The organism is Pseudomonas sp. FSL W5-0203, from assembly GCF_001896155.1.
Lineage (GTDB): Bacteria > Pseudomonadota > Gammaproteobacteria > Pseudomonadales > Pseudomonadaceae > Aquipseudomonas > Aquipseudomonas paracarnis.
This window is the reverse complement of sequence record NZ_MPOR01000013.1, coordinates 100,473-116,002: the sequence shown is the minus strand read 5'-3', so window position 1 is coordinate 116,002 and position 15,530 is coordinate 100,473. Positions and strand designations below refer to the sequence as shown.

The window sequence follows — 15,530 nt, the reverse complement described above, 5'->3', positions numbered from 1 at the left end:
TAGCTGAGCGGCTGCGCGCTTTTATCAAGGCTTTTGATGTGCAGTGCACAGAATGCAAAAGTGGGAGCGGGCTTGCTCGCGGATGCGGTGAGTCAGCCAGAAATAGAGTGACTGGTCTACCGCATTCGCGAGCAAGCCCGCTCCCACATTTTTGATGAGCGTGTGGCCTTGTTTATGCGTTAAGCCGTACTTGTTTTTCCAACTCAAGCTTCAAGCCGGGCTCAAGTTTCAGTTGGCGGGCCAGTTCGTCCAGGTAGGCTTTTTCCATGAAGTTTTCTTCGTCCACCAGCATCACGCTGGCGATGTACATTTCGGCGGCCATTTCCGGGGTGCTGGCGGCGCGGGCGACGTCGGTGGGGTCCAGGGGTTTGTTGAGTTCGGCGTGCAGCCAGTGTTGCAGCTCCTGATCGTTGTCCAGCTTGGTAAACTCGCCTTCGATCAAGGCACGCTCGCGCTCATCCACATGGCCGTCAGCCTTGGCCGCGGCCACCAATGCCTTGAGAATGCCTTGGCTGTGTTGTTCGACCTGGGCCGCTGGCAGGCGGTCGATGGTTTGCGGCTCGCCTTGGGGCGCGCTGGCTTGCTGGGCTTGCCAGTTGCCGTAAGCCTTGTAGGCAATCACACCCAGTGCGGCCAGACCGCCGTAGGTGAGCGCTTTGCCACCGAATTTACGCGCCTTCTTGTTGCCCAGCAGCAAGCCCATGGCTCCCGCCGCCAGGGCCCCGCCGCCTGCACCGCCGAGCATGCTGCCGAGCCCGCCACCGCTGAGCAAGCCGCCGAGGGCGCCCTTGTCATTCGACTTAGGCTGCCCACCCGCCTTGTTTTGCAACATATCCTGGCCAGACTTAAGCAGTTGATCGAGCAATCCACGGGTATTCATTCGTAGCCTCCAGACACTTGGGTTCGTAGGACCAATAGGCCTTCAGCGTAAAACTAAGTGCCAAAAAGCCGCGATCTAGAGTGCTTCCAGATGTAACGTTCTACTGCGATGCTGGAAATGTCTTGTTGCATATGCAACGCCATCATCCCGCCATCAATCAATTTGCCTTGTTCATCGAACCGCTTAAGCTATCCGGCGTCTGTTTATTGTCCGTTGCGTTTGGCCGAAGGCATGTCCGAACCGTTATTTCTGATCCGCTACGTGCCAGGAACGGCGCGGGATTTGCTCACGACAGGTTGTCTCTATGCACCGCAGGAATTTGCTCAAAGCATCCATGGCCATTGCGGCTTACACCGGTTTGTCGGCCAGTGGCCTGCTGGCCGCGCAGGCCTGGGCCGGGAATCGGGCTGCCGATGGCAAGGCCGTGGCGTTCGATTTCGAATCGCTCAAGGCCCAGGCCAAGCAATTGGCCACCCGTGGCTACCAGGACACTAAGCAGGTGCTGCCGCCGACCCTGGCTACCATGACCCCGCAGAATTTCAACGCCATCGGCTATGACCGTAACCATTCGCTGTGGAAGGAGTTGAACGGCCAACTGGACGTGCAGTTCTTCCACGTCGGCATGGGCTTCAAGACGCCGGTGCGCATGCACAGCGTCGACCCCAAGACCCGTGAAGCCCGCGAAGTGCATTTTCGCCCGTCGTTGTTCAACTATGAAAAAACCACGGTGGACACCCAGCAATTGACCGGCGACCTGGGTTTCTCCGGGTTCAAGCTGTTCAAGGCGCCGGAGCTGGACCGCCATGACGTGCTGTCGTTTCTGGGCGCCAGCTACTTCCGCGCGGTGGACTCCACCGGCCAGTACGGCCTCTCGGCGCGTGGCCTGGCGATTGATACCTACGCGAAAAAACGCGAGGAGTTCCCCGATTTCACGCAGTTCTGGTTCGAAACTCCGGACAAGGACGCCACGCGCTTTGTGGTCTACGCCCTGCTCGACTCGCCAAGCGCCACCGGTGCCTACCGCTTCGACATCGACTGCCAGGCCAACCAAGTGGTGATGGCGATCGACGCGCACATCAATGCGCGCACCGCCATCGAGCAACTGGGCATCGCGCCCATGACCAGTATGTTCAGCTGCGGCACCCATGAGCGCCGCATGTGCGACACCATCCACCCGCAAATCCACGACTCGGACCGCCTGGCCATGTGGCGCGGCAACGGCGAGTGGATCTGCCGCCCCCTGAACAACCCGGCCAAGTTGCAATTCAACGCGTTCGCCGACACCAACCCCAAAGGCTTCGGCCTGGTGCAGACCGACCATGAGTTCGCCAGCTACCAGGACACCGTCGACTGGTACAGCAAACGCCCAAGCCTGTGGGTTGAACCGACCACGGCCTGGGGCGAAGGCTCCATCGACTTGCTGGAAATCCCCACCACTGGCGAAACCCTGGACAATATCGTGGCCTTCTGGACCCCGAAAAAGCCTGTGGCCGCCGGTGATTCGCTCAACTACGGCTACAAGCTGTACTGGAGCGCACTGCCGCCAGTGAGCACGCCGCTGGCACAGGTCGATGCGACCCGTTCCGGCATGGGCGGCTTTACCGAAGGCTGGGCACCCGGCGAGCATTATCCGAAGGTATGGGCGCGGCGTTTCGCCGTGGACTTCAAGGGCGGCGGCCTGGATCGCCTGCCAGCGGGCACCGGCATCGAGCCCGTGGTGACCTGTTCCCATGGTGAGGTGAAGGACTTCAGTGTGCTGGTGCTGGACAACATCAAGGGCTACCGCATCCTGTTCGACTGGTACCCCACCAGCGACAGCGTGGAACCCGTCGAATTGCGCCTGTTTATACGAACCCAGGACCGCACCCTCAGTGAAACCTGGCTGTATCAGTACTTCCCACCTGCCCCAGAGCAACGCAAATACACCTGATGCCACACTGCACGATCATTCCCACGCAATAACGTGGGAATGATCGGATTTGGCTCAGAATCGCGACACGCTTTTCATCGCGCCAATCAGATAGCGCATCGCCACCTGATCGCTCTCGGTCAGCGCCCGGTATTGCACCAGCAACTCCATCTCATCTGAACTCAACCTTCGACCCCGCAAGGACATCCGGCGACTCAGAAAAGACGCCACCGCACCCGCTACGCCATAGGACTTGGCCATGGACCGCTACTCCTGATATCAGTCAAACACTCCTGGTGCCCATTTCCCAACTCCCGGGAAGCGCAACGGCTTCGCGGACCAACCGCCTGTCTCCCTGGGCCAGGAGGCGGGCTTACCCTTAGCGTAGAAACTATCTCACCATTCGTGGGATTTTTTTAGAGTATTAACTTAAAAAAATAACGTCGGTAATAAAAGCCTACAGCCATTACTCACGCAGGGGTCGATACAGGTGGATGTCTAGCGGTTCTTGCGCATAAAGCTCAGCGTGGGGTTGCTGCAACAAATGGCAACCATGGCGCAGGTAAAAGTCCACGGTGTTACGCGACTCCGTCGCCGAGATATAGAGCGCTTGGACCTCCACTTGCCGGCCGTGCTCGCAAGCCAGCGCCAACAACCGACCGCCCAGGCCAGTACCGCGGGCACTATGGCTGACATGCAGGAATTTCAACTGCCGCATCAGCAAGCCCTGGTGATGGAAGGACCGATTGTCCACCACCACTGCGGCGACCAGCACCGGGCCGTCGAATACGCCCCACAACCACCCGCCGCGCTGGAGGCAGGCATGCAGCGCCACCGCATCCTGTTCAGCCTCGCCTTCAGGCCAGCCGCGCATATCATGATGTGTGGAATACAACACCAGTTCGCCGCAGTCCATGCGATAGCACGCCGGGATCAGCTCCGTACGATCGATGGTTGCCAGCAAAGGGATATCGTCTTCGGTTAACGCGCGTTCCACCAGCATAAGCTTCTCCTGCTTAACAACCGCCAAGGATCAGCCTTCCTATAAACGCGAGCAAGAAAAAACCCACCGTGTCAGGGTGGGTCAGGTAGGGCCGTGTGCAGGATCAATCGCGCAGATCCGACTCATGAATCGGCTGGTCGCGGTGGGTGGCGCGCTGGTATTGCGCGGGCCAGATGGCCTTGCGCCCACCCAGATCATCGTCGGCATGCAAAGGCCAGTACGGGTCGCGGAGCAGTTCCCGGGCCAGGAAAATGATGTCGGCCTGGCAAGTGCGCAGGATATGCTCGGCCTGGGCCGGTTCGGTAATCATGCCAACCGTGCCGGTGGCGATGTCCGACTCCTTGCGCACTCGCTCGGCGAAGCGCGTCTGATAGCCGGGGCCGGTGGGAATCTCGGCATTGGCAGCGGTGCCGCCAGAGGACACGTCGATCAAGTCAACGCCCAAGTCTTTCAGGCGGCGCGCCAACTCCACGGTTTCATCCGGGTTCCAACCATCTTCCACCCAGTCGGTGGCCGACACGCGCACAAACAGCGGCAGCTCCTCTGGCCACACGGCACGCACGGCCCTGGTCACTTCCAGCACCAGGCGAATGCGGTTTTCGAAGGAGCCGCCATAGTGGTCCTGACGCTGGTTGCTGATCGGCGAGAGGAACTGGTGCAGCAGATACCCGTGGGCGGCGTGGATTTCCACCACTTCAAAGCCTGCGGTCAAGGCGCGCTTGGCGGCGGCGACAAAGTCGGCGATCACTTGCTGGATCTGCCCTTCGTCCAGTGGCTTGGGCTGGGTGTGATTGGGGTCGAAGGCAATCGGCGAGGGCCCCACCGGCACCCAGCCGCCCTCCTCCGGCTTGACGCTACCGTGTTTGCCGATCCATGGCCGATGGGTGCTGGCCTTGCGCCCGGCGTGGGCCAGCTGGATCCCAGCCACCGCGCCCTGGGCCGCGATAAAACGGGTGATGCGCCGCAACGGTTCGATCTGGGCGTCGTTCCACAGGCCCAGGTCCTGGGCGGTGATACGGCCATCGGCGGTCACCGCCGTGGCCTCGGTAAAAATCAGCCCGGCGCCACCCACGGCCCGGCTGCCGAGATGCACCAGGTGCCAGTCATTGGCCAGGCCATCGTCGCTGGAGTATTGGCACATGGGTGAAACCGCGATGCGGTTGAGCAGGGTCAATTGGCGCAGGGTGTAAGGTTCGAGCAGCTGACTCATGGCGCACCTCTTCTGGGCTTCATAGGCATTTTTGTAGGAGCGAGCTCGCTCCTACCAGCCTAGTCGACAACCATCGTTTGCACAGGGTTCAGAAGGAAAGCGGGAGCCGATTGCCGGCTCCCGGTAGGCAGCGCCTTACATCTCGACCTGGGTACCCAGCTCGATCACACGGTTGACCGGCAGTTTGAAGAACCGCAGGTTGCCGTTGGCGTTTTTCAACATGAAGGCAAACAACACTTCGCGCCAACGGGCCATGCCTTTGATGCGCGAGGCAATCACCGTTTCACGGCTGAGGAAGTAAGTGGTGCGCATCGGGCTGAAGTCCAGGTCATCCAGATGGCACAGTTTCAGCGCTTCAGGCACATCCGGCTCATCGGTGAAACCGAAGTGCAGGATCACGCGGAAGAAGCCTTCGCCGTAGGCATCCACCTCGAAGCGTCGCGCCGCTGGCACCCGTGGAATGTCTTCGTAAACCACGGTCAACAGTACCACCTGCTCATGCAGCACCTGGTTATGCAACAGGTTATGCAATAGAGCATGGGGCACGGCGTCGGGCCGCGCGGTGAGGAACACTGCCGTACCCTGAACGCGATGGGGCGGCTGTACGCGGATGCTGCTGATGAAGATCGGCAACGGCAGGCCACCCTCGTCGAGACGGCCGACGAGCAATTGCTTGCCGCGCTTCCAGGTGGTCATCAGCACAAACAGCACGATCCCCGCCAGTACCGGGAAGGCGCCGCCCTGGAGGATCTTCGGCGCGTTGGCTGCGAAGAACAGGCCATCCACCAACAGGCAGCAGAGCAACAGCGGCACGGCCAGCACCGGTGGCCATTTCCACAGCAGCAGCATCACCGCCGACACCAGGATGGTGGTCATCAGCATGGTGCCCGTCACAGCTACGCCGTAGGCCGAAGCCAGGGCACCGGAGGATTCGAAGCCTAGGACCAGCAGGATCACACCGACCATCAACGACCAGTTCACCGCACCGATGTAGATCTGGCCCTGTTCGGCACTGGAGGTGTGCTGGATATGCATGCGCGGGATGTAACCCAACTGGATCGCCTGGCGGGTCAACGAAAACGCGCCGGAAATCACCGCCTGGGAAGCAATCACCGTGGCCATGGTGGACAAGCCCACCAACGGGACCAGGGCCCAGCTCGGCGCCAGCAGGTAGAACGGGTTGCGCGCCGCCTCCGGATCGCCCAGCAGCATCGCGCCCTGGCCAAAATAGTTGAGCACCAGCGCCGGCAGCACCAGCAGGAACCAGGCGCGGGCGATGGGTTTGCGGCCAAAGTGGCCCATGTCGGCGTACAACGCTTCAGCGCCGGTCAATGCCAGCACCACCGCGCCGAGGATCGCCACGCCAATACCGGGGTGAACCATGAAGAAGCGCACACCCCATGCCGGGTTCAGTGCATTGAGCACTTCGGGTTGCTGCAGGATGCCGTACACCCCCAGGCCGCCCAACACCAGGAACCAGGTCACCATCACCGGGCCAAACAGCTTGCCGATGCGGTCGGTGCCGTGTTTCTGGATCAGGAACAGCGCCACCAGCACCACCAGGGCAATGGGCACCACCCATTTTTCCAGGCCGTCGAACGCCAGTTCCAAGCCTTCGATGGCCGACAACACCGAAATTGCCGGGGTGATCATGCTGTCGCCGTAGAACAACGCCGCGCCACACAGGCCACACACCACCAGGAAACTGCGCAATTTCGTGTGCTTCCCGGCAGCTCGCCGGGCCAACGCGGTGAGGGCCATGATGCCGCCCTCGCCCTGGTTGTCGGCACGCAGCACGAACAGCACGTACTTGATCGACACCACCCAGATCAGCGACCAGAAGATCAGCGCAAGGATCCCCAAGACACCGTCATGGTTGACCTGCACCCCATAACCGCCGTTGAACACCTCTTTAAGGGTGTAGAGCGGGCTGGTCCCGATATCGCCATAAACCACCCCGACCGCCGCCACTAGCATGCCAATCGGCTTGGCTTTTGAATGCTCGGCACCTGCTGCCTGACTACTTGCCTGACCCATCAACCACTCCTGCCCTTTGACCTGAGGTCTTTTATAAACAGCGCTTCTAAGCTGACCCTAGCATGCGCTGTTTTACTTCTCGTAACAGACGTTTTATTGACCCAAGGGCTTTACCCGTGCGCAACGGCGCGAAGCATAGCGCAGCACTCGTCGCATTTCCCCGTTCAAGTGAACGGGATGTCGTTTTAGGCAATCAGTCATAGAGGCCACAGCAGCACTTTGGCGCCTTTTTGGCTGCATTGATCACATGCACCGCCAACCGTATATTCCTGGCCCGGCTCAGTCGTGATGCCTGGGTGGTGTGAGCAGGAGCGCCTTGGCCGGGTTACCTGATCAGTCAATCGTGCATTCGCATGGCACGCAGTCGATATAAAAACTCAATTATCGGGCTGTCTCTTTTAAGGTACATTCCTCATGTACGAAGTGAAACACGTACTGTCAATCAATGGCGTGGATATCTACCAGGCTTGGCTGGATACAGTGCTGGACACGCGTTCGAAAGCAAGAATCACCACCAGAGTGGATCGGGCGTCCCTTGGTCACTTTGGCGTTACCGAGCCAGTGGGTGATGGGGTCTTTGAGATGAAGCTCGATTTCGGCTCGGGGTTTCGCGTGTATTACGCCGTCCAGGATCGAAAAATCATTTTCCTATTGGGCGGTGGTTCGAAGGCCAGACAGCAGAACGATATCGATCAGGCCAAGGCTCTCTGGAAATCTTACAAGGTGCAGCAAAAATGACCATTCGTACCCGCCCGCACGAAGATAGCGTTCTGGAAATGCTTCGCAACGACGAAGCATTCGCCCTCGAATATTTATCTGTCGCGCTTGAGGAAATAGATGAAGCCGGTGGCGAGGACGCTTTCCTTGTCGCTATCCGTCGAGTGGCGGAAGCCCGTGGTGGGATGCTCAGCTTGTCGCAGAACACAGGACTCAATCGAGCAAACCTCTACAGGTCCATCGGCGTCGGCGGTGATCCTAAGCTCTCCACTTTGCTTAAAGTCCTCCAGGCGTTAGGTGTGGGTATGTCTAAAGTGGTATCGCACCGAACAGAACAAGACGTCCAGGCTTAAGCGCGCGCCAGTGGCTATGGGGATGACCCGGCGCAGCACTCGTCGTATTTCCCTGCATAAAGCTGGTCAAGTGCGTTGCCCACCGATAGAATTGCGCACTTTTTGATCAGAGGCGCACCAAGCGCCCATCCGTTGCCTTGTCGTGCACGACCGGCAGCGTCATTCAATACCGAGGTTAGACATGTCCACCACCATCGCAAAAGCCAACCCCAAGGTTGGCTTTGTTTCCCTGGGTTGCCCGAAGGCGCTTGTCGACTCCGAGCGCATCCTCACGCAATTGCGTATGGAAGGCTACGACGTCGTGTCCACTTACCAGGACGCCGATGTGGTGGTGGTCAACACCTGCGGCTTCATCGACTCGGCCAAGGCCGAATCCCTGGAAGTGATCGGCGAAGCCATCAAGGAAAACGGCAAGGTCATCGTGACCGGCTGCATGGGGGTGGAAGAAGGCAATATCCGCAACGTGCACCCGAGTGTGCTGGCGGTGACCGGTCCGCAGCAGTACGAGCAAGTGGTCAACGCTGTGCACGAGGTGGTGCCGCCACGCCAGGATCACAACCCGCTGATCGACCTGGTGCCGCCTCAAGGCATCAAGCTGACCCCACGCCACTACGCGTATCTGAAGATTTCCGAAGGCTGCAACCACAGCTGCAGCTTCTGCATCATCCCGTCGATGCGCGGCAAACTGGTAAGCCGCCCGGTGGGTGATGTGCTCGACGAGGCCCAGCGCCTGGTCAAGTCTGGCGTCAAGGAGCTGCTGGTGATCTCCCAGGACACCAGCGCCTACGGCGTCGATGTGAAATACCGCACCGGTTTCTGGAACGGCGCGCCGGTGAAAACCCGCATGACCGAGCTGTGCGAAGCCCTCAGCAGCCTGGGCGTGTGGGTGCGCCTGCACTATGTTTACCCTTACCCGCACGTGGACGAGTTGATCCCGTTGATGGCCGCCGGCAAGATCCTGCCGTACCTGGACATCCCGTTCCAGCACGCCAGCCCGAAAGTGCTCAAGGCGATGAAACGTCCGGCGTTTGAAGACAAGACCCTGGCACGCATCAAGAACTGGCGCGAGATCTGCCCGGAGCTGATCATCCGCTCCACCTTCATCGTCGGTTTCCCCGGCGAGACCGAGGAAGACTTCCAGTACCTGCTGGACTGGCTGACCGAAGCGCAGCTGGACCGCGTCGGTTGCTTCCAGTACTCGCCGGTGGAAGGTGCTCCGGCCAACCTGCTGGACCTGGCCGTGGTGCCGGACGACGTCAAGCAAGACCGTTGGGAGCGCTTCATGGCGCACCAGCAGGCGATCAGCTCGGCACGCCTGCAACTGCGCATCGGCAAGGAAATCGAAGTGCTGATCGATGAAGTCGACGAGCAAGGCGCGGTGGGTCGTTGCTTCTTCGACGCCCCTGAAATTGACGGTAACGTGTTTATCGACGATGCCAGCGGCCTGAAGCCGGGTGACAAAGTCTGGTGCACCGTGACCGACGCCGACGAGTACGACTTGTGGGCTGAAAAGCGCGACTGATTGCACGGTGATAAAAAAGCCTCGCCTCTGAGAAGATGCGGGGCTTTTTTAGGTCTATCGTATTGTCCATCAACCCCGAATACAGCAAGGGACAGCGGGTATGCGTCAGCATTCGGTGATTCACACACCTAAAACCAGCGACTACACGCGCCTGGTGCAGATCTGGGAGGACTCGGTACGCGCCACCCACGACTTCCTCCCGGACAGCTATATCGACATGTTGAAAAACCTGGTGCTGAGCCGCTATCTCGATGCGGTCATGCTGATCTGCACCAAGGACGTGCGCCAGCACATTACCGGCTTCGCCGGGGTGTCGGCGGGCAAGGTGGAAATGCTGTTTATCGACCCGCGCTACCGTGGCCAGGGGCTGGGCCGGCAATTGCTGGGCTACGCGATCGAACACATGAACGCCGATGAACTGGACGTCAACGAACAGAACCCCCAGGCCCTGGGTTTTTACCTCAAGCAAGGCTTCGAGGTGATCGGGCGAACGGACCATGATGGGCTTGGGCAGCCTTATCCGTTGCTGCACCTGCGTCTACAGCAGCAGCAACAGGCCCGTAATGCCTGAAAGCACACCGTACAACCTGTGGGAGCTGGCTTGCCTGCGAAGGCGTCGGGTCAGTCTACCCATCCGGTGCTGGTATACCGCCTTCGCAGGCAAGCCAACTCCCACATTTGGCCCGTGTTGCGTCAGTTAAGTAATTGTTATGGCACATGGGCTGAAATGGGGCCGGGATTAACCGGCGCCAGGCAGGTACAATAGTGGCCCCCTTTTGTTACGGCCCTTGTCATGACTGACCCCATACGCCTCTCCAAACGCCTTATCGAACTGGTCGGTTGCTCCCGTCGGGAGGCTGAGCTGTTTATCGAAGGCGGCTGGGTCTCGGTGGACGGCGAAGTGATCGACGAGCCGCAGTTCAAGGTCACTGACGAGAAGGTCGAGCTGGACCCGGAAGCTAAAGCCACCGCGCCAGAGCCGGTGACCATCCTGATGCACGCCCCCGCAGGCATGGATGCTGAAACCGCCATGGCCTCGATCAGCGCCGAAACCCTCTCTGAAGAACACCGCTTCGGCAAGCGTCCGCTCAAGGGGCATTTCCTGCGCCTGAGCGCCAGCGCCGACCTGCAAGCCAAGGCCAGTGGCCTGCTAGTGTTCACCCAAGACTGGAAGATTCTGCGCAAGTTGACCGCCGATGCCGCCAAGATCGAGCAGGAATACGTGGTGGAAGTCGAAGGCGACATGGTTGCCCACGGCCTTAACCGCCTGAACCACGGCCTGACCTACAAAGGCAAAGAGCTGCCTGCCGTCAAAGCCAGCTGGCAGAACGAGAACCGCCTGCGCTTTGCGCTGAAAAACCCGCAACCCGGCGTGATCGCGCTGTTCTGCGAAGCCGTTGGCCTGAAAGTCATCGCCATCCGCCGCATCCGCATCGGCGGCGTGTCCATTGGCAAGGTGCCAGTGGGCCAATGGCGTTACCTGTCCGGCAAAGAAAAGTTTTAAGCCGTTCCCTTTTCCCGACACCGCCTGATTCCGGCGGTGTCATCAGTTGAATACCAGGATTGCCCACCATGATTCACAACGACGTACTGCGCAGCGTGCGCTACATGCTCGACATCAGCGACAACAAGATGGTCGAGATCATCAAGCTCGGCGGCATGGACGTGACCAAGGAAGACCTGCTGACCTACCTCAAGAAAGATGAGGAAGAAGGCTTTGTGTTCTGCCCGGATGAAGTCATGGCCCACTTCCTCGATGGTCTGGTGATCTTCAAGCGCGGCAAGGACGAAAGCCGCCCGCCGCAACCAATCGAAACCCCGGTGACCAACAACATCATCCTGAAAAAGCTGCGCGTGGCCTTCGAACTGAAGGAAGACGACATGCATGCAATCCTCAAGGCGGCGGAGTTCCCGGTGTCCAAGCCAGAGCTGAGCGCGCTGTTCCGTAAGTTTGGTCATACCAACTACCGCACCTGTGGCGATCAGTTGCTGCGTAACTTCCTCAAGGGCCTGACCTTGCGGGTCCGTGCCTAAGCCCATGAGTTACCAGGTCTCGCCCGTCGGCTTCGTACGCTCCTGTTTCAAGGAGAAGTTCGCCATCCCGCGCCAACCGCAACTGGCACCGGCTGCCCGTGGCGTGCTGGAGCTGGTGGCGCCGTTCGACCAGGGTGAGGCGGTGCAGGGGCTGGAGCAGGTCAGCCATGTGTGGCTGCTGTTTCTGTTTCATCAGGCACTGGAAGACAAGCCACGCCTGAAAGTGCGCCCGCCACGCCTGGGCGGCAATACGTCCATGGGTGTGTTTGCCACCCGCGCAACCCATCGTCCCAATGGCATCGGCCAGTCGGTGGTGAAGCTGGACAAGGTGGAACCGGGGCGGTTGTGGATATCGGGCATAGATTTGCTCGATGGCACGCCGGTGCTGGATATCAAGCCGTATGTGCCGTATGCCGATATCGTGGATGCGGCCACCAACGACATCGCCAGCAATGCGCCCGCGCTGATCGGCGTGCAATGGCTCAAGGCTGCACTGCAACAGGCGCAAGGCCATGCACAGCGCCTTGGTGAACCGTTGGTGGAGTTGATTGAACAGTGTCTGGCACAGGATCCGCGGCCGGCGTATCAGGTTCCTACCTCAGAACGGGAATACGGTGTGCGGTTCTGGGATGTGGATGTGCGCTGGCACTACCCGGAGCCGGGGATGATTTGTGTGCTGGAAGTGGTTTCGGCTAAATAGGGCGAAAACCAAATGTGGGAGCTGGCTTGCCTGCGATGCAGACACCTCAGTGGTTCAGTTGAACCGAGGTGATGCTATCGCAGGCAAGCCAGCTCCCACATTTTTTGGGATCGCTGGTGTTACTGACTCTCGTATTACTTCTCGACGAACGCACGCTCGATCAGGTAGTCACCCGGCTCACGCATCCGTGGCGAAACCTTTAGGCCAAAGCTGTTCAACACTTCGCTGGTCTCGTCCAACATGCTTGGGCTGCCGCACAGCATGGCGCGGTCGTCCTCGGGATTGATTGGCGGCAGGCCGATGTCGCTGAACAGCTTGCCGCTGCGCATCAGGTCGGTCAGGCGGCCTTCGTTTTCGAACGGCTCGCGGGTCACGGTCGGGTAGTAGATCAACTTGTCACGCAGGGCCTCACCGAAGAACTCGTTCTGCGGCAGGTGCTCGGTGATGAATTCGCGGTAGGCAACTTCGTTGACGTAGCGCACGCCGTGGCACAGGATGACTTTTTCGAAACGCTCGTAGGTCTCCGGGTCCTGGATCACGCTCATGAATGGAGCGAGGCCAGTACCGGTGCTGAGCAGGTACAGATGCTTGCCCGGCTTCAAATCGTCAAGCACCAGGGTGCCTGTCGGTTTTTTGCTGATGATGATCTCGTCGCCTTCCTTCAGATGCTGCAACTGGGAAGTGAGTGGGCCATCGGGCACCTTGATGCTGAAGAACTCCAGATGCTCTTCCCAGTTCGGGCTGGCAATGGAGTAAGCGCGCATGAGCGGGCGGCCGTTGGGCTGTTGCAGGCCGATCATCACGAACTGACCGTTCTCGAAGCGCAGGCCCGGATCGCGGGTGCACTTGAAGCTGAACAGAGTGTCGTTCCAGTGATGAACACTGAGGACACGCTCGTGGTTCATGTTGCTCATGTACGGGGGACTCCTGGAAATGGGTCTGCGCCAAAGGTAAGGATGCGCAATTGCACAGCATTCTAATGGCGGCGACAATATCTGTTAACTGGATTATTAAGATAAGGGTTATCGGTTATATCGATATGCGATTTACTCTCCGTCAACTGCAAGTTTTCGTCGCCGTCGCCCAGCAGGAAAGCGTCTCGCGCGCTGCTGGCCTTCTGGCCTTATCTCAATCCGCCGCCAGCACCTCAATCACCGAGCTGGAGCGTCAATCCAGCTGTCAATTATTCGACCGCGCCGGTAAACGCCTGAGCCTCAACGCCCTCGGTCACCAGCTGTTGCCCCAGGCGGTGGCATTGCTGGACCAGGCCAAGGAGATCGAAGACCTGCTCAACGGCAAGTCAGGCTTCGGTTCCCTGGCGGTCGGCGCCACGCTGACCATAGGCAATTACCTGGCGACACTGCTGATTGGCAGCTTTATGCAGCAACACCCCGAGAGCCAGGTAAAGCTGCATGTGCAGAACACTGCCCATATCGTGCATCAGGTTGCCCACTACGAAATTGACCTGGGTCTAATTGAAGGCGACTGCAGCCACCCGGATATCGAGGTGCAGACGTGGGTAGAAGATGAGCTGGTGGTGTTCTGTGCGCCCCAGCATCATTTGGCCAAGCGTGGCGTGGCCACCATGGACGAGTTGACCCACGAAGCGTGGATCCTGCGGGAACAGGGCTCGGGCACGCGACTGACCTTTGATCAGGCAATGCGTCATCACCGCAGCGCGCTGAATATCCGCCTGGAGCTGGAACACACCGAGGCGATCAAACGGGCAGTGGAGTCGGGCTTGGGGATTGGCTGCATTTCGCGGCTGGCGCTGCGCGATGCCTTCCGCCGTGGCAGCCTGGTGCCGGTAGAAACCCCGGACCTGGACCTGGCCCGGCAGTTCTACTTCATCTGGCACAAGCAGAAGTACCAGACCTCGGCGATGCGCGAGTTTCTCGAACTGTGCCGCGCCTTCACCGCTGGGGTGCAGCGCAGCGACGAGATCGTGCTGCCGAGTATCGCGTGATCGTCAGATCAGGATCACCGCCCATACCAGTGTGATCATGGTCAGGGCCACGAATTGCGCGGCGCTGCCCATGTCCTTGGCGTTTTTCGACAGCGGGTGGCGGTCCAGGGAAATACGGTCAATGGCCGCTTCTACCGCTGAGTTGAGCAATTCGACGATCAGCGCCAACAAACACACTGCAATCAGCAGCGCCCGTTCAACCCGGCTGATCTGCAGGAAAAAGCTCACGGGAATCAGGATGACATTCAGCAATACCAGTTGGCGGAATGCCGCCTCGCCAGTGAAAGCCGCACGCAGGCCATCCAGAGAATAGCCCCCTGCATTGAAGATACGTTTGATACCGGTTTGACCCTTGAAAGGCGACATAGATGTAGGCAACTGAACCAAAGAAGTGGGGAAGCTAGATCACGCAAAGTCAAAAAAGCGTGAAGCGGCTGTAACTTAATGTTGCGAGATGGACTCGAGTTGCTGCAAAAGCAACGCCGCCTGAGTGCGCGTACGCACGCCCAACTTACGGAAAATCGCCGTAACGTGGGCCTTGATGGTCGCTTCCGACACACTCAATTCGTAAGCAATCTGCTTGTTCAACAACCCTTCGCAGACCATGGTCAATACTCGGAACTGCTGGGGCGTCAAGCTGGCCAGGCCATCGCGGGCGGCCTTGGCTTCATCGGACACATTGATTTCTTCAAACGCCTGGGGTGGCCAGGACACATCGCCGTCCAACACCGTGCGCACGGCTTTCTGGATATCTTCCATCGCGCTGGACTTGGGAATGAAGCCGCTGGCGCCAAACTCTTTGGAGCGCACCACCACGTCGGCTTCTTCCTGGGCCGACACCATCACCACGGGGATCTGCGGGTATTGGCCGCGCAGCAGCACCAGCCCGGAGAAACCGTACGCGCCCGGCATGTTCAGGTCGAGCAACACCAGATCCCAGTCGGATTTTTCAGTCAGGCGGGCTTCCAGTTCGGCAATGCTGGCCACTTCGACCAGACGTACATCGGGGCCAAGGCCCAGGGTTACGGCCTGATGCAGTGCGCTGCGAAACAGCGGGTGGTCATCGGCAATCAGGATTTCGTATGTGGCCATTGGTTAAATGATCCTGTTTTTTATGGGAGCCCTGATGGGTTCAGGGTTCACCAATACACGAGGCGACGGCCAGGCAGCGATCGCCACAGGGCCCGCTCAACGTCAAA

At 59.4% G+C, this 15,530-nt stretch carries 17 protein-coding genes; 9 read left to right on the top strand and 8 right to left on the bottom strand.

Annotated features, from left to right (window positions below; translation table 11 throughout):
• Positions 1-172 precede the first annotated feature (172 nt).
• A complete protein-coding gene (locus BOP96_RS14405) occupies positions 173-880 on the bottom strand; it encodes a tellurite resistance TerB family protein (protein ID WP_020301150.1) in 708 nt (235 codons plus the stop codon).
• Positions 881-1,184: 304 nt separating this feature from the next.
• Here BOP96_RS14405 and BOP96_RS14400 point away from each other — a divergent pair, with 304 nt between their 5' ends.
• Entirely contained in the window at positions 1,185-2,810 is a 1,626-nt protein-coding gene (locus tag BOP96_RS14400; protein WP_054917809.1) for a glucan biosynthesis protein D, read from the top strand.
• Between the two features lie 54 nt (positions 2,811-2,864).
• Here BOP96_RS14400 and BOP96_RS14395 read toward each other — a convergent pair whose 3' ends face one another.
• The 4 genes from BOP96_RS14395 to BOP96_RS14380 form a co-directional block, all read right to left on the bottom strand.
• Positions 2,865-3,050 (bottom strand): hypothetical protein, encoded by a 186-nt coding sequence (locus BOP96_RS14395; protein ID WP_014717190.1) that lies wholly within the window; start codon positions 3,048-3,050, stop codon positions 2,865-2,867.
• Positions 3,051-3,255: 205 nt separating this feature from the next.
• Positions 3,256-3,792, bottom strand: a complete 537-nt coding sequence (locus BOP96_RS14390) for a GNAT family N-acetyltransferase (protein WP_073453129.1) — start codon at positions 3,790-3,792, stop codon at positions 3,256-3,258.
• A 103-nt stretch (positions 3,793-3,895) separates the two neighbouring features.
• Positions 3,896-5,002: an NADH:flavin oxidoreductase/NADH oxidase gene (locus tag BOP96_RS14385; RefSeq protein WP_072434290.1), complete on the bottom strand. Its 1,107-nt coding sequence runs from the start codon at positions 5,000-5,002 to the stop codon at positions 3,896-3,898.
• A 135-nt stretch (positions 5,003-5,137) separates the two neighbouring features.
• Entirely contained in the window at positions 5,138-7,039 is a 1,902-nt protein-coding gene (locus BOP96_RS14380; protein WP_014717187.1) for a potassium transporter Kup, read from the bottom strand.
• 414 nt (positions 7,040-7,453) lie between these two features.
• Here BOP96_RS14380 and BOP96_RS14375 point away from each other — a divergent pair, with 414 nt between their 5' ends.
• The 7 genes from BOP96_RS14375 to tsaA all read left to right on the top strand — a co-directional run bounded on the left by BOP96_RS14375 (position 7,454) and on the right by tsaA (position 12,365).
• Positions 7,454-7,777 (top strand): type II toxin-antitoxin system RelE/ParE family toxin, encoded by a 324-nt coding sequence (locus BOP96_RS14375; RefSeq protein WP_014717186.1) that lies wholly within the window; start codon positions 7,454-7,456, stop codon positions 7,775-7,777.
• Positions 7,774-8,109 carry an addiction module antidote protein gene (locus BOP96_RS14370; protein WP_034126496.1) on the top strand — a complete coding sequence of 112 codons (336 nt, stop codon included), beginning with the start codon at positions 7,774-7,776 and terminating at the stop codon, positions 8,107-8,109. The genes BOP96_RS14375 and BOP96_RS14370 overlap by 4 nt, the downstream gene beginning before the upstream one ends.
• A 181-nt stretch (positions 8,110-8,290) precedes the next feature.
• Entirely contained in the window at positions 8,291-9,631 is a 1,341-nt protein-coding gene (rimO, locus tag BOP96_RS14365) for a 30S ribosomal protein S12 methylthiotransferase RimO (protein ID WP_003231334.1), read from the top strand.
• 100 nt (positions 9,632-9,731) lie between these two features.
• Positions 9,732-10,202, top strand: a complete 471-nt coding sequence (locus BOP96_RS14360) for a GNAT family N-acetyltransferase (RefSeq protein ID WP_073453127.1) — start codon at positions 9,732-9,734, stop codon at positions 10,200-10,202.
• 222 nt (positions 10,203-10,424) lie between these two features.
• The gene (locus BOP96_RS14355; protein ID WP_032903270.1) at positions 10,425-11,135 is read left to right on the top strand and encodes an rRNA pseudouridine synthase; all 711 of its coding nucleotides are present in this window, start codon (positions 10,425-10,427) and stop codon (positions 11,133-11,135) included.
• A gap of 68 nt (positions 11,136-11,203) precedes the next feature.
• Positions 11,204-11,665 (top strand): DUF1456 family protein, encoded by a 462-nt coding sequence (locus BOP96_RS14350; protein WP_005785469.1) that lies wholly within the window; start codon positions 11,204-11,206, stop codon positions 11,663-11,665.
• 4 nt (positions 11,666-11,669) lie between these two features.
• Complete coding sequence (gene tsaA, locus BOP96_RS14345; protein ID WP_014717182.1) at positions 11,670-12,365, top strand: tRNA (N6-threonylcarbamoyladenosine(37)-N6)-methyltransferase TrmO; 696 nt, start codon at positions 11,670-11,672, stop codon at positions 12,363-12,365.
• 134 nt (positions 12,366-12,499) lie between these two features.
• On the opposite strand, the gene fpr is transcribed toward tsaA, so the two are convergent.
• Complete coding sequence (gene fpr / locus BOP96_RS14340) at positions 12,500-13,279, bottom strand: ferredoxin-NADP reductase (RefSeq protein ID WP_003189055.1); 780 nt, start codon at positions 13,277-13,279, stop codon at positions 12,500-12,502.
• A gap of 125 nt (positions 13,280-13,404) precedes the next feature.
• Between fpr and BOP96_RS14335 the strand changes: the two genes are divergently transcribed.
• Positions 13,405-14,331, top strand: coding sequence for a LysR family transcriptional regulator (locus BOP96_RS14335; protein ID WP_003189054.1), 927 nt, complete (start codon positions 13,405-13,407; stop codon positions 14,329-14,331).
• A 3-nt stretch (positions 14,332-14,334) separates the two neighbouring features.
• Here BOP96_RS14335 and BOP96_RS14330 read toward each other — a convergent pair whose 3' ends face one another.
• Positions 14,335-14,697, bottom strand: a complete 363-nt coding sequence (locus tag BOP96_RS14330; RefSeq protein ID WP_014717181.1) for a diacylglycerol kinase — start codon at positions 14,695-14,697, stop codon at positions 14,335-14,337.
• 75 nt (positions 14,698-14,772) lie between these two features.
• The gene (erdR, locus tag BOP96_RS14325; RefSeq protein WP_003189050.1) at positions 14,773-15,423 is read right to left on the bottom strand and encodes a response regulator transcription factor ErdR; all 651 of its coding nucleotides are present in this window, start codon (positions 15,421-15,423) and stop codon (positions 14,773-14,775) included.
• Positions 15,424-15,530: the final 107 nt, after the last annotated feature.

Coding starts and splice junctions, on each gene's coding strand:
- BOP96_RS14405 (WP_020301150.1), bottom strand. CDS start 880: ATGAATACCCGTGGATTGCTCGATCAACTGCTTAAGTCTGGCCAGGAT.
- BOP96_RS14400 (WP_054917809.1), top strand. CDS start 1,185: ATGCACCGCAGGAATTTGCTCAAAGCATCCATGGCCATTGCGGCTTAC.
- BOP96_RS14395 (WP_014717190.1), bottom strand. CDS start 3,050: ATGGCCAAGTCCTATGGCGTAGCGGGTGCGGTGGCGTCTTTTCTGAGT.
- BOP96_RS14390 (WP_073453129.1), bottom strand. CDS start 3,792: ATGCTGGTGGAACGCGCGTTAACCGAAGACGATATCCCTTTGCTGGCA.
- BOP96_RS14385 (WP_072434290.1), bottom strand. CDS start 5,002: ATGAGTCAGCTGCTCGAACCTTACACCCTGCGCCAATTGACCCTGCTC.
- BOP96_RS14380 (WP_014717187.1), bottom strand. CDS start 7,039: ATGGGTCAGGCAAGTAGTCAGGCAGCAGGTGCCGAGCATTCAAAAGCC.
- BOP96_RS14375 (WP_014717186.1), top strand. CDS start 7,454: ATGTACGAAGTGAAACACGTACTGTCAATCAATGGCGTGGATATCTAC.
- BOP96_RS14370 (WP_034126496.1), top strand. CDS start 7,774: ATGACCATTCGTACCCGCCCGCACGAAGATAGCGTTCTGGAAATGCTT.
- rimO (WP_003231334.1), top strand. CDS start 8,291: ATGTCCACCACCATCGCAAAAGCCAACCCCAAGGTTGGCTTTGTTTCC.
- BOP96_RS14360 (WP_073453127.1), top strand. CDS start 9,732: ATGCGTCAGCATTCGGTGATTCACACACCTAAAACCAGCGACTACACG.
- BOP96_RS14355 (WP_032903270.1), top strand. CDS start 10,425: ATGACTGACCCCATACGCCTCTCCAAACGCCTTATCGAACTGGTCGGT.
- BOP96_RS14350 (WP_005785469.1), top strand. CDS start 11,204: ATGATTCACAACGACGTACTGCGCAGCGTGCGCTACATGCTCGACATC.
- tsaA (WP_014717182.1), top strand. CDS start 11,670: ATGAGTTACCAGGTCTCGCCCGTCGGCTTCGTACGCTCCTGTTTCAAG.
- fpr (WP_003189055.1), bottom strand. CDS start 13,279: ATGAGCAACATGAACCACGAGCGTGTCCTCAGTGTTCATCACTGGAAC.
- BOP96_RS14335 (WP_003189054.1), top strand. CDS start 13,405: ATGCGATTTACTCTCCGTCAACTGCAAGTTTTCGTCGCCGTCGCCCAG.
- BOP96_RS14330 (WP_014717181.1), bottom strand. CDS start 14,697: ATGTCGCCTTTCAAGGGTCAAACCGGTATCAAACGTATCTTCAATGCA.
- erdR (WP_003189050.1), bottom strand. CDS start 15,423: ATGGCCACATACGAAATCCTGATTGCCGATGACCACCCGCTGTTTCGC.